We start from the raw sequence: 12,955 nt of genomic DNA on the forward strand, positions 1-12,955 counted from the left end.
GGGGTTCCGTGGTGGTGCAGGGGGTGGAAACAGCGGGAGCATCGGCACCGCTCCCCCTGCCTCCCCTACGCACTGCGTGCGCAAGGCAGGGGGCAGAGGCGTGCGCGGTGGCCGTGCGTGGGCTCACTTGCGCGGGGCCTCGACCTTGGCGAGCAGGGCGGTGAGCGCGTCGTCGGCGGACTGGCCTTCGATCTGCAGTTCCGGGGCCAGCGTGATGCGGTGGCGCAGGGCCGGCTTGGCGATCTCGCGCACGTCGTCGGGGGTGACGAAATCGCGGCCGGACAGCACCGCCTGGGCGCGTGCTGCGCGTACCAGCGCGATGCTGCCACGCGGGCCAGCGCCCAACGCGATGCCCGGCCACTTGCGGGTGGCCGCGACGATGCGCACCGCGTAGTCGATCACCTGCGGGTCGACGGTGATCTCGGCCACGGCCTTCTGCAGCGCGACCACGTCGCTGCCGCTGAGCACGCGCGGCACCTGCGACAGGTCGAAGTCGCCGGCGGTGCGGCCGACGGTGATGGCCTGGACCATGCGCTTCTCGTCTTCCAGCTGCGGGTAGTCGATCAGCACCTTCAGCAGGAAGCGGTCCAACTGCGCCTCAGGCAACGGGTAGGTGCCCTCCTGCTCGACCGGGTTCTGCGTGGCCAAGGTGAGGAACGGCGGGTTCAGCGGGAAGGCCTTGCCCTCGATCGTGACCTGGCCTTCCTGCATCACTTCCAGCAGCGCCGACTGGGTCTTGGCCGGGGCGCGGTTGATTTCATCGGCCAGCAGCAGGTTGGTGAACACCGGGCCGCGGCGGATCTTGAAGCTCTCGGTCTTGGGGTCGTACACCGCGTGGCCGCTGACGTCGCTGGGCATCAGGTCCGGGGTGAACTGCACGCGCGCGTAGTCCAGCTCCAATGCCTGGGCCAGGGCGCGCACCAGCAGCGTCTTGCCCAGGCCGGGCACGCCTTCGATCAGCACGTGGCCACCGGCCAACAGCGCGATCAGGATCTGCTCGAGCACATCGGCCTGGCCGATGAAGGCCTGCCCGACGGCTTCGCGGATGCGCTCGACGCGATCGATCACCTCGGCGTTGCCCGGTGCAGGCGCGGGTGCCGCGGCAGGTGCGGGCGCGGCGACGGGAGCCTCGCCGGGAAGGGCGGGCGGAAACGGCGTCTCGTTCATAGCTGGTTTCTCATCTGGATGAGCAGGCGGATGCGTTCACGCAGGGCGTTGTCGTCCCGCGAGGGGGGAACCTGCAGCGCGCTCTGCACGCGGGCGAGCGGCCATTGCAGGTGATCGGCGATGGCCTGGGCCTGGGCGTCGCCAACCAGGGCCGCGGCCACCGGTGCGCGGCGGCGCAGGCGGGCCAGGAAGGACTGGCGCACCGCGTCGTACAGCAGCGGTGACTTGCCGTAGCGATGCAGGTGTTCGCCGGAGGCGCGCACGTGCTCCAGCAGCGAGCGGCGGTCGCCGCGCGGGGACGGCTGCAGCGCGCCGAAACGCTGGCTGCGCGCCCACAGCCACGCCAGCAGGGCGAGCAGCAGCGGCAGCCAGACCGGCCAGCCCTGCTTGAGCAGGGTCCGCCACAGCGACGGCATCTGCATCTCGTAGACCAGGTGCGTGGTGCCCTTGCCGTAGTTGGGCGCCAGCACCAGCCGGGCCAGGTCGCGGTGCGGGATGTCGCGCAGGCCGGTTTCATATTCGCCGCGCCCGTTGCGCAGGAAATCGGTGCTGCCCAGCACGTCGATGCGGCCGGTGCCGTAGCGCAGCCGCGCCCAGGCCAGCGTGGCATCCGTGCCGTCGCCCCAGCGGCGTTCGACCCGGGTGCTGCCATCCACGGTGAAGCGGTTGCCGGAGCAGAACTCCTGGTGCTCCTCCTGGCCGTTCACGCGCCATGGCAGGCAGCGTGCCGGGACCTCGCTAGTCTCCACGCCCAGCTGCTCCAGCAGGCCCGCGTCGTCGCCATCAAGCTCCTCATCGGCCCCGGGCATCTGCAGGACCAGGTGCCCGCCGAACTGCACCCAGTCGAGCAGGCCGCTGACCTGCGGCGGCGAGAGCAGGCGCGGGTCGTCCAGCATCACCACGGTGTCGCCGGGCTGCAGCTTCATGTCGGCCAGGTCGAGCTGGCGCCGCGATTCGGCCTTCTGCCCGTCGCGGTGCAGGGTTTCGCGCAGGGCATACAGCGGGTTGTAGGTGGGCTCGCCGTAGGCGGGCAGGGTGATCTCCTCCTTGCGCCGTTCGACGGCGGAGAACACCCATGCCACCACCAGCGCGCTGACCAGCACGCCGATGCCCGCGATCAGCCCGTAGCGCAGGCGCGCGCTCACGTGCGCCACCCGTACTGCCGGTGCAGTTCACCCATCAATGCCTCGAACTCGTCCTCGCTGGGCAGGCGGCCGGCATAGGCGGCGTACTGCCAGGTGCGCACCATGCGCGCGAACAGGGTGCGGTCGGCTTCCTGCGGCATGCGCCGCGAGGCCCGCAGGCACTGCGCCTCGGTGGCGCCGGGTGGCAACACGATGTCGGCACGTTGACCCAGCACCTCCACCGACGCGCGGTACAGCAAGGCCAGTGCATGACGCGGCTTGCCTTCGCGCCACAGGCGGCGCGCGCTGCCCAGGATGTCCGGCGGCAGCACTTCGGGCACCAGCAGCGCGTCGTGCTGCACCGGGGTCTGTGCTTCGCGCGTGCGCCGGCCACTGCCACGCAGCCACGGCAACCACCAGCGGGCGGTGAGCGCCAGCACGATCAGCAGTGCGGCCAGCACGATCCACAGGATGCTTTCGCCGATCAGCGCGAGCACCTGCGAGACGAACGTCATGAACGACGGGTCACGCGTCTGGTCGCTGTTGTCCTGCGTGGGCTTGTCCCGTTCCTTGAACACCCACTTGTCCACCGTGCGCTTGGCGCCCAGCTGCGGATCCTCGTAGGCGCGTGCGGCGGCCTGGCGGAAGCCGTCGGTGTCGGCGTCGCCCTGGCCGAACACCGCATGCGGCGTGGCCGGGACGATCGCGTTCGACGGCGCGGCGGTTTCCTTGTGGTTGCTCAGCACCGAGTCGGGCAGGGCGTTGCTCTGCTGCGCGCGCAGCGGCGCGATGCCGACCAGCAGGAACAGCACCATCAATGGCGCCAGCCGGGCCAGGCGCTCGCGCAGGCGGCGGAAGGCGATCTCCACGTCCCAGGCTTCCAGCTGGGTGCGGCGGTTGAGGTACAGGCCGAAGCCGGCACCGCTGTAGAACGGGCCGATCAGGGTCATCGCGCCCCAGGCCAGCAGGTTGAAGCCGATCCACGCCCACGCGGGCGTTTCGTCGCCGATCAGCGACCAGGAGGCACGCAGCGATTCGGGCAGGTCTTCCACCGGCATGAACATGAAGATCAGGGCGATGCCGGCCAGCTGCAGCATGGCCTCGAAGTGCCAGCACACCGAGGTCAGCAGCGTGGCGTGGCCATAGCTGGCACCGCCCAGTGCACGCCGGCGCATGCCGCGTTGCGGGCCATCGCCACCCTCCAGCAGGTCCACCGGCATCAGCAGCGAGCGTGCCGGGCTGAGCCGGCGCCAGCCCAGGTAGGCGCCGATGCCGCGCCAGCCCCAGCGCAGCTGCGCGCGCAGTGTCTCAGCGGTGGTCGGCACCGCGCCGAAGGCACCGCGCGAGATCACGTACAACGGGATCCGCTCGAATGCCGGCTTCAGCCACCACATCACCAACGCCGGCAACCAGAAGTTGTCCAGCCACAGGCCGAGCAGGTTGAGCAGCGCGAACACCGGCAGGGTGACCAGCAGCCAGGGCTTCCAGATGGCCCAGGCATGCCGGCGCACGAGCGCCGTGCCCAGCTCCATCGCCTCCCACTGCGAGCGGGCGCGCAGCACCACGTCGAGCTGGTCAATGCGCATGTGCGCTCCCACGTCCGCCGCGCCACAGCCAGAGGATCACCAGCGTCCACAGGACGCCGGAGACGGTCAGCTTGCCCCACATCGGCACCCACGCGATCGATGACCAGAACGCCTCGATGAACGCGGCCATCAGCAGCATGAAGGCCACGCCCAGGCACAGTCGGGCGCCGACCCGGCCACCTTCGATCAGGGCATCGATGCGGCGCATGCGACCCGGTGCCAGCAGGCGCAGGCCCAGCTGCAGGCCGGCGCCGCCGGCGATCACGATGGCGGTCAGCTCGAACGGCGCATGCCCGACCACGAAGCGCCAGAAGGGCTCGCCGAAGCCGGCCTGCTGCAGGTGGCCGGCCACCGCGCCGATGGTGATGCCGTTGAACAGCAGCACCAGGACCGTGCCGATCCCCGCCAACAGGCCACTGGCAAAGGTGCGCAGGCCGATGCTGATGTTGTTCATGATGTAGTGGCCGAACATCGCCCAGTCGGTGCCGCTGTCGCGGCCCAGGTGGTCGGCGGCCGGGTCGTACATCTTTTCCATCTGCGCGATCTGGGTGGTGCTCAACAGCATGTGGACCAGGTCCGGCTTGAGCTGCAGCAGCACGAAGATGCCCACCAGCGGCACCGCGAACAGCGCCAGCGCGGTCCACATCGCGCCGGCCTGGCTGCGCACGGCCAACGGGAAGTCGGCGAACAGGAACTCCACCGCGCGCGACCAGCGCGGCGGCGGGGTGCGGTAGAGCAGGTTGTGGCCGTTCTGCGAGAGCTGCTGCAGGCGTTCGACCAGCTGCGGGCTGTAACCGCGGTGGCGGGCCAGCGCCAGCTGCTGGCACAACCGCCGGTAGCGCTGCGGGATGGTCTCATCGCCGGGCAGGTCGGCGTCCACGGTGCCGCGCACGCTGCGGGCATGGCCCCCGCGCCGCTGCAGCCACTGCTCGAACTGCTGCCACTCATGCTGGTAACGGGTGACGAACTGCTCCTGCTTCATCGCCGCCCCAACAACCAGTTGGCCATGGCATACAGGCGCAGCACGCCGGCCGCGCCGCTGGCCTGGCTCAGGCCCCAGGCGATGTCGGCCAGTTCGTTCTGGCGCGGCCCGGACAGGGCCGGCGCGCGGTCGGCGAAGGCGATCAGGGCGATCTGTTCACCGGGTTGCAGCGGCACCGGCGGGGCAAGCACGGTCTCGATCCGCGCCGGCGGTTCGGCCGCGCGCGGCGGGGCATGCACCACCAGCGAGCCGGCGACCAGGTCACCCAGGCGCCGGCCATAGGGGTCGCACAGGCAGCTGATCAGGCCCACCGCGTAGCCGAACGGCAGTGCGTCCACGGTGCGCAGCAGGTTGCGCACGATGGCCGGCATCCAGCCCAGCGGCGCACCGTCATTGGCGACCACGCGCAGGCCGAGCACGCGCTTGCCCAGGGTCTGGCCGAACCAGACTTCCAGCACGATCGGGTAGGCCCAGAACATCAGGAACATCAGGCCCAGGTACAGGCCCTGGCCGAAGTCGCCCAGGGCCAGCAGCACCGGGCTCATCACCATCAACACGCCGAAGCGGACCAGCAGGTCGATCAACCAGGCCAGTGCGCGCGGCACCGGGCCGGCGGCGGGCAACTGCAGCGGCACGCCTTCGGGCGTGATCACTTCGCGATAGGTATCGAGCATGGGCGCGCCCGCGGGCATCACGGCACCGCCTGCGCAGCGTGCTGCGTTGGCCCGGGCTGGCGGGAAGTCCGGTTTCCGGCCCGGACGGATGCCTGTGGCATTCGTGTCTCGACTGCGTCCTGTCAGGGTGCAGACTTTAACTGGCGCCCATGTGAAAGCCCAGCCTGCTGCTGGTGGCGGCAGGCTGGGCGGGGGCGGCTCAGCGGACCGTGCCGCCTTCGCGCTTGCCGCTGAACAGCTTGCGGACGCCGGCACCCAGCGCGATCACGCCGATCAGCAACAGCTTCCAGAACTTGGCCAGCAGCAGGCCCACCTTGGCGAACAGGCCGGCCTTGGCGGCCAGGCCACCACCGATCAGCGTGGCCACGCCGTAGGCGGCCACCTTGTCGGTGCTGGCGTTGTGGTCGGCGTAGCGCGCGCCTTCGTTGAACTCGGTCATCGGCAGCAGGCGGTCCATGCCGGTGCGCACCGCGGACAGGTCCGACATCGCCGACACCGCGTTGAGGCTCAGGTAGCCATAGCGGCCGAGCACGCGGATGTCGTAGTTCAGCGAGTGCGCGGGCTCGTTGTTGAAGGCCAGCTCACGCGCCCAGTACAGCTTCTTGCTGTCGGCGTCGTAGCGCGGCGGCACGGCCCAGCCGATCAGGTCCAGCGAGCCATAACCGGCCTTCACCCGCTCCGGGTTGGCCTCGCGGATGCTGGTCTGCATGGTCTCCAGCAGTTCGCTGTAGTCGATGTCCTTGGCGTCGCCATCGGACACGTAGCCGTCGTCGGAGTAGGTGACCACCACCGCCCAGCTGCCGTCCTCGAGCAGGCCGGGGCTGCGCGGCACGATCAGGCCGAGCACGCTGTCATCGGGCGGGTTGCCCCACATGTCTTCCAGCACGCGGCGGGCATCGGCCTTTTCCAGGTACTGGAACTCGTCGCCGAGGTTGAAATGCGCCTTGGCCGCCGGCACCGCGATCGGGCCGGTATGGAAGTCCAGCGACTTCACGAACTGTTCTGCGCTCATGCCCTGCTCTTCCTGGGCGGCGGCGGTAGCGGGCAGCAGGCACAGCAGCGACGCAGCGGCCAGCAGGCCGAGCGCGACGGATTTGATCGACTTCATTTCTTGATCCTTCAAGGGGGCGTCCCCACGCCCAGGGCGCGCAGTTTGCGCGCCATCGCAACTGACGGCAATGGGCCGTTGGTCAGCCCTGCATGCCGCGGTACTGGTCCTTGACCTTGACGTAGTGGTCGGCCGAGTAGCGCAGGCCCTCGATGTCCTTCTCGCTGAGCTGGCGCATCAACCGCGCCGGGTTGCCCGCCCACAGCTCGCCGCTGCGCACCACCTTGCCCGGGCCGACCACCGCACCGGCGGCGATGAAGGCGTTGGCCTCGATCACCGCGCCATCGAGGATGCATGCGCCCATGCCGATCAGGCAGTAGTCGCCGATGGTGCAGGCGTGGATGATGCAGCCATGGCCCACGGTGACGCCTTCGCCGATCAGGGTCGGGTAGCCGCCCTTGTTGTAGGGGCTGTCATGGCTGACGTGGATGATCGTGCCGTCCTGCACGTTGGTGCGCGCACCGATGCGGATGTGGTTCACGTCGCCACGGATCACCGTGCCCGGCCAGATCGAGGCGTCATCACCGATTTCCACGTCACCGATGATGGTGCAGGCCGGGTCCACGTAAACGCGCTCGCCGATGACGGGCATCTTGTCCAGGAAGGGGCGCAGGGCGGTCATGCGTGGTATCCGGTTCTGAAAAGCGTGACACGCATGATACCGCGCGCTCCCGCAGCACGCGGCGGCATGGCATCAGCGTGGTGCGTGGCGTTCCAGCATGCCTCGGAACAATGCATCGAGTGCTTCGCCATCCCCTTGTCCTGCCGGCAATGACGGAGCACTGCCGCTGCGTCGCTGCAACTGCTCGTCGATGTAGTCGCTGATGGCGGCGATGCGCGGCCCGTCCGAGACCTCGGTGCTGCGACGCTTCACCTGCAGCAGCTGGTCGATGGCGGTTCGCACCGGGCCATTGGGCAGCAGCCGATCAAGCAGGGTTTCGAAGGTCATTGGCGGCGGCGAGGGATCGCTCTCGATCCATTGGCAGGCGAGCAGCGGGCGCAGCACGTACAGGTATTTCTTGGTGCGTACCCGTTCGCCCTTCAGGTAGCCGCGATGGTTGGTGGTGGCCATGTTGAAGTAATGCCACCAGCTGCCGAGCGGTGAATGGAAGGTTTCCACCGCTTCGCGCAACGACGCGATGGCCTGCATGTCGCCGCGGTACAGGATGGGCGAGCGCAGCCACTCGGAGAGTGTCGGATTGGACTTGGAGACCAGGCGCAGCGCCTTGCGCAGGTCCCAGCCGCTGATATCGAGTTCGTCGTCGATCGGCAGCTCGATGACGTCGCGCTGCGGTTCGCCGGGGCCGGTGCGTTCGTTGACGCTCAGGTACCACGGTTGCCGATGCACGTAGATGAAGCGTGCGTCGTAGTCGCTGTCCGGAGAGGAAAAGCCCCAGCCCCGGCTGCCGGACTCACAGGCCATCAGCACGCGGACGTCATGCTGGCGCTCGATCTGCTCCAGAGCGGCGAGCACCGCTTCACGCTTGTCGGGGTCGATCGGATGGATATCCATATCCTGCAGTACTCATCGTCGTGGTGTGATGAGTGTAGGCGGATTCTGCTTCTGGCTCCGTCCCTTGCGCCGAAGCCGGCGGGGACGGTTGGGGAGGCGCAACGCCCCTCAAGCCACCTTGCCGCGCCGTGCCCGTTCCAGGTGCACCAGCAGCAGCGAGATCGCCGCCGGGGTCATGCCCGGGATGCGCTGTGCCTGGCCGATGGTCTGCGGGCGCACGCGTTCGAGCTTCTGCAATGCTTCGGCGGACAGGCCGCGCACGGAGGCGAAGTCGAAGCCTTCGGCGATCACGGTGTTCTCGTGGCGCTGCTGGCGCTCGATCTCCTCGCGCTGGCGGTCCAGGTAGCCGGCGTACTTGACGCTGATCTCCACCTGCTCGGCCACGCGCGCGTCGTCCACGCCCGGGCCCAGCGAGGGCACCTGCATCAGCTTGGCGTAGTCCAGTTCCGGGCGCTTGATCAGGTCCAGCACGTTGGTTTCGCGGCTGACGGCCACGCCGGTGGCCTGCGCCACTTCACGGCCCAGGGCATTGGCCGGCGTCGCCCACAGGGCGCGCAGGCGCGCGCTTTCGTTGCTCACCGCTTCCTGCTTGGCCTGGAACGCCGACCAGCGACGCGCATCGACCAGGCCCAGCTCGCGGCCGGTCGGGGTCAGGCGTACGTCGGCGTTGTCCTCGCGCAGCTGCAGCCGGTATTCGGCGCGGCTGGTGAACATGCGGTACGGCTCGCTGGTGCCGTGGGTGATCAGGTCATCCACCAGCACGCCGATATAAGCCTCGTCGCGGCGCGGGCACCAGCCGTCGCGGCCCTGCACGAACAGCGCGGCGTTGATGCCGGCCAGCAGGCCCTGCGCGCCGGCTTCCTCGTAGCCGGTGGTGCCGTTGATCTGCCCGGCGAAGAACAGGCCGGCGACCTGGCGGGTCTCCAGCGTGTTCTTCAGCCCGCGCGGGTCGAAGAAGTCGTACTCGATGGCGTAGCCGGGGCGGGTGATGTGCGCGTTCTCGAAGCCACGGATGCTGCGCACCAGCTCCAGTTGCACGTCGAACGGCAGCGAGGTGGAGATGCCGTTGGGGTAGATCTCCACCACGTCCAGCCCCTCGGGCTCGACGAAGATCTGGTGGCTGTCCTTCTCGGCGAAGCGCACCACCTTGTCCTCGATGGAGGGGCAGTAGCGCGGGCCGATGCCCTCGATCTGGCCGCTGTACAGCGGCGAGCGGTGCAGCGCGTTGCGGATGATCTCGTGGGTGCGCTCGCTGGTGTGGGTGATCCAGCAGCTGACCTGGCGCGGATGCTCGCGCACGTCGCCCAGGTAGGACATCACCGGCAGCGGGTCATCGCCGGGCTGTTCCTCCATCGCGCTGTAATCCAGCGAGCGACCGTCGATGCGCGGCGGCGTGCCGGTCTTCAGGCGGTCGATGGCGAACGGACGCTCGCGCAGGCGCGCGGCCAGCGTGGTGGCCGGCGGGTCGCCCATGCGGCCGGCGGTGTACTGGGTCTCGCCGATGTGGATCTTGCCGGCCAGGAAGGTGCCGGCGGTCAGCACCACGGCGGCGGCATGGAAGGTCAGCCCGGTCTGGGTGATGGCGCCGCGCACGGCGTCGCCTTCGATCACCAGGTCGTCCACCGCCGCCTGGAACACGGTCAGGTTGGGCTGCGACTCGACGATGCCGCGGATCGCCATGCGGTACAGGTTGCGGTCGGCCTGGCAGCGGGTGGCGCGCACGGCCGGGCCCTTGGAGGCATTGAGGGTGCGCCACTGGATGCCGGCGCGGTCGGCGGCATGCGCCATGGCGCCCCCCAGGGCGTCGATCTCCTTGACCAGGTGGCCCTTGCCGATGCCGCCGATGGCCGGGTTGCAGCTCATCGCGCCGACGGTCTCGACGTTGTGGGTCAGCAGCAGGGTGCGGGCGCCGCCGCGGGCCGCGGCCAGTGCGGCCTCGGTGCCGGCGTGGCCGCCGCCGATGACGATGACGTCGTAACGGTAGAAGGAGTCGCTCATGGGCGTGAGATTGGTCGAGAAGTGTGAAGTCCGTTGCCGGGCATGCCTCCGGTGCCAGGGCGGCCCGGTTGCTGATTTTACCGCCAACGAAAATTCTTGAGACGAAGGCCTAAAGTTGGCACGCAACCTGCAGCTAATACATTGCACCCAACGTGGCATGCGACACAGGCGCAACAAGGTCGGAATTGGAACAGGGGCCGACCGAAGCGCACGTTGGGGTAGCAGGGGCCGGTAGTCGGGGGACTACCGGCTCTGGTATCCGACAATGCCTTGCAAGGCATTGAAAGCAGCAAGGCAGTAAAGACGAAGCCCCGGCCTAGGCCGGGGCTTCGTCTTTTTTAGGCGCCGATGCCCGACAGGGCCGGAACAGGGGGGATCCAGATTTCCTGGCGGACATCGACATTGAAGCGGTTGGGCGGGACCGGTTTAGGTCAGTTTGCGACGTAACCGGTCACCCGTGGGACAAAGGATGCCTGCATTTTCCGCAAATGCAACCTTTTTATCTCTCCACATTCCTGACTTCGCGTGGAAGGCGGTTCTGTGACGGCTGTCGGGCCGGCATCGGCCGGGACTGCATGGCCGGCCGGGAAGGCATGGCCTGGGCACGCGGAACCGCGCGTGGCTCGGTCATCGCGCGGGGCTGCGGACGCTGCAGGCGGTCCATGTCCCGCCAGGGCGACTTGCTGCCACCGCCGTTGGCCGGCGGCATCGGACGGGTCGGCGGGTTGGGGCGGTTGTCACCCGGACGCGGCGGACGCGGACGGTTGTCGCCATGGCCATGACCGTTGCCCGGCGGGGGCGGCCGGTGGCCGTGCGGCGGACGCTGCGGGTACGGGCGGTAGTACGGGCGATGGACCGGGTAGCCACCCCCGTAGTAGCCGCTGCCGTAACCGTAATAGCCGGAGCCATAGCCGCCGTAGGCACCGTAAGGGTAGCCATACGGATAGCTGTACTGCACCGACGGCGAGCCATGGTAGTAGCCGCCACCGCTACCGCCGACGTAGTCATACGTGGCGCAGCCGGACAGGGCCAGCAACAGGCCGGTGGAAACAATCAGGCGCTTGATCATGTGTCGTCCCCCCCAATGGGTATGGCGCCAGCTTCGTGCTGGTGGATTGAATCGGCCCTTAATCGGTACCGATTTGGCTGAACACATTCCATGCGCGAATGAGATGGTCCAAGGCAGCGAGCCTACGCTAACCTTCCACCATGAACGAACATTCCTTGCCCGGGTTCGCTGACGTACTGGCCGCCGCGGCGCGTATCGCGTCGCACGCGACGGTCACGCCGGTACTGCGTTCGCGCGAACTGGACGGGCTGGCCGGTGCAAGCCTGCACTTCAAGGGCGAGCACCTGCAGCGCGGGGGCGCATTCAAGTTCCGCGGCGCCTGCAATGCGGTGTGGTCGCTGGATGCCGAGCAGGCGCAGCGTGGCGTGGTCACCCATTCTTCCGGCAACCACGGGGCCGCGCTGGCACTGGCGGCACGTTCGCGTGGCATTCCCTGCCACGTGGTGGTGCCCGAGGGCGCGGTGGCGACCAAGCTGGCCAACATCGTGCGCAATGGCGCCACGTTGTGGCGCTGCGCGCCGAACCAGGCCGCGCGCGAGGTCGAATGCGCGCGCGTGCAGCGCGAGACCGGGGCGACGCTGGTGCACCCGTATGCCGATGCCAAGGTGATCGCCGGGCAGGGCACGGCGGCGTTGGAGCTGGTGCGGCAGGCCGGGGCGACGCTGGACGTGCTGGTGGTGCCGGTGGGCGGCGGCGGGCTGGCCGCGGGGACGTTGTTGGCCCTGCAGCAACTGCTGCCCGACTGCGCGCTGGTGCTGGCCGAGCCGGCCGGTGCCGCCGATACCGCGCGTTCTCTGGCCGCCGGCGAACGACTGCTGGACTTCGTGCCGGACACGGTCTGCGATGGCCTGCGCGGCGCGCTGGGCGCACCGAATTTCGAACTGCTCAACCAGCGCGCCGAGGTGATCACCGTCGATGACGTGGACACCGTGACCGCGATGCGACGGGTCTGGCAGGTGATGAAGCAGGTGGTCGAGCCGTCATCGGCGATCACCCTGGCCGCGGTGCTGGCACAGCCGGAGCGTTTCGCCGGGCGCAACGTGGGGTTGATCTTCAGCGGCGGCAACGTGGATCTGGATGCGTTGCCGTGGGGGAAGGAATGAGCAGCAAGGGACGCACCGGCCTGGTGGGTTGGTTGTGGCGGTTCGGGGTGTTGCTGGCGTTGTGGTTGCTGGGCGTGGCGGCATGGATCATCTGGGTGGGTGACCGCGACCAGGCCGCGCCGGCCGACGCGATCATCGTGCTGGGCGCGGCGGCGTATGACGCCAAGCCTTCGCCGGTGTTCGAGGAGCGCATCCGCCACGGGCTGGACCTGTACCGGCAGGGCTATGCGCCCAAGCTGATCTTCACCGGCGGGTTTGGCGGCTCACGCGCGCGCTTCTCCGAATCGCAGGTGGCGCGCCGCTACGCGCTCAAGCAGAAGATCCCGGCCGAGGACATCCTGATCGAGACCCGCTCGCGGACCACCCGGCAGAACCTGGTCGAGGCGCGCCGGGTGATGGCGCAGAACGACATGCACCGGGTGATCGTGGTCAGCGACCCGCTGCACATGGCGCGCGCGCTGCGCCTGTCGCACGAACTGGGCATCGACGCATTGGCCTCCTCCACGCCGAGCACGCGCTTCCGCAGCTTCCACACCAGCTGGCGCTTCCTGGCGCAGGAAATCTATTTCTTCCACCGCGACCTGTTCGTCAAGGGCGCCTGAGGCGCGACGGCGGCGCACGACACGCAGGG

Annotated in this window: 12 protein-coding genes; 2 read left to right on the forward strand and 10 right to left on the reverse strand. The window is 68.9% G+C overall.

What is annotated here, in order from left to right; translation table 11 throughout:
* Window positions 1-123: 123 nt before the first annotated feature.
* The 10 genes from ACIPR8_RS16180 to ACIPR8_RS16225 all read right to left on the reverse strand — a co-directional run bounded on the left by ACIPR8_RS16180 (window position 124) and on the right by ACIPR8_RS16225 (window position 11,221).
* Complete coding sequence (locus tag ACIPR8_RS16180; protein WP_446541677.1) at window positions 124-1,167, reverse strand: AAA family ATPase; 1,044 nt, start codon at window positions 1,165-1,167, stop codon at window positions 124-126.
* On the reverse strand, window positions 1,164-2,312 hold the full coding sequence (locus ACIPR8_RS16185; protein ID WP_446541678.1) for a DUF4350 domain-containing protein: 1,149 nt from the start codon (window positions 2,310-2,312) through the stop codon (window positions 1,164-1,166). The genes ACIPR8_RS16180 and ACIPR8_RS16185 overlap by 4 nt, the downstream gene beginning before the upstream one ends.
* Window positions 2,309-3,877 carry a DUF4129 domain-containing protein gene (locus ACIPR8_RS16190; protein ID WP_192288256.1) on the reverse strand — a complete coding sequence of 523 codons (1,569 nt, stop codon included), beginning with the start codon at window positions 3,875-3,877 and terminating at the stop codon, window positions 2,309-2,311. The genes ACIPR8_RS16185 and ACIPR8_RS16190 overlap by 4 nt, the downstream gene beginning before the upstream one ends.
* Window positions 3,867-4,859 carry a stage II sporulation protein M gene (locus tag ACIPR8_RS16195; protein ID WP_446541679.1) on the reverse strand — a complete coding sequence of 331 codons (993 nt, stop codon included), beginning with the start codon at window positions 4,857-4,859 and terminating at the stop codon, window positions 3,867-3,869. Before ACIPR8_RS16195 ends, ACIPR8_RS16190 begins: the two co-directional genes overlap by 11 nt.
* Window positions 4,856-5,533 (reverse strand): RDD family protein, encoded by a 678-nt coding sequence (locus ACIPR8_RS16200; RefSeq protein ID WP_446541680.1) that lies wholly within the window; start codon window positions 5,531-5,533, stop codon window positions 4,856-4,858. The genes ACIPR8_RS16195 and ACIPR8_RS16200 overlap by 4 nt, the downstream gene beginning before the upstream one ends.
* Before the next feature lie 199 nt (window positions 5,534-5,732).
* Window positions 5,733-6,641, reverse strand: a complete 909-nt coding sequence (locus ACIPR8_RS16205; RefSeq protein WP_132862412.1) for a DUF2167 domain-containing protein — start codon at window positions 6,639-6,641, stop codon at window positions 5,733-5,735.
* An 82-nt stretch (window positions 6,642-6,723) separates the two neighbouring features.
* Entirely contained in the window at window positions 6,724-7,263 is a 540-nt protein-coding gene (locus ACIPR8_RS16210; RefSeq protein WP_446541681.1) for a gamma carbonic anhydrase family protein, read from the reverse strand.
* 72 nt (window positions 7,264-7,335) lie between these two features.
* Window positions 7,336-8,154, reverse strand: coding sequence for a nucleotidyltransferase domain-containing protein (locus ACIPR8_RS16215; protein WP_446541682.1), 819 nt, complete (start codon window positions 8,152-8,154; stop codon window positions 7,336-7,338).
* Between the two features lie 108 nt (window positions 8,155-8,262).
* Window positions 8,263-10,152 carry a tRNA uridine-5-carboxymethylaminomethyl(34) synthesis enzyme MnmG gene (gene mnmG / locus ACIPR8_RS16220; protein WP_446541683.1) on the reverse strand — a complete coding sequence of 630 codons (1,890 nt, stop codon included), beginning with the start codon at window positions 10,150-10,152 and terminating at the stop codon, window positions 8,263-8,265.
* Between the two features lie 499 nt (window positions 10,153-10,651).
* A complete protein-coding gene (locus ACIPR8_RS16225; protein WP_192288251.1) occupies window positions 10,652-11,221 on the reverse strand; it encodes a hypothetical protein in 570 nt (189 codons plus the stop codon).
* Window positions 11,222-11,361: 140 nt separating this feature from the next.
* Here ACIPR8_RS16225 and ACIPR8_RS16230 point away from each other — a divergent pair, with 140 nt between their 5' ends.
* Together ACIPR8_RS16230 and ACIPR8_RS16235 are read left to right on the forward strand one after the other, a co-directional pair.
* Window positions 11,362-12,324, forward strand: coding sequence for a pyridoxal-phosphate dependent enzyme (locus tag ACIPR8_RS16230; RefSeq protein ID WP_132862416.1), 963 nt, complete (start codon window positions 11,362-11,364; stop codon window positions 12,322-12,324).
* Entirely contained in the window at window positions 12,309-12,926 is a 618-nt protein-coding gene (locus ACIPR8_RS16235; RefSeq protein WP_165931091.1) for a YdcF family protein, read from the forward strand. Before ACIPR8_RS16230 ends, ACIPR8_RS16235 begins: the two co-directional genes overlap by 16 nt.
* Window positions 12,927-12,955: the final 29 nt, after the last annotated feature.

It is taken from the genome of Stenotrophomonas sp. LARHCG68, from assembly GCF_052871705.1.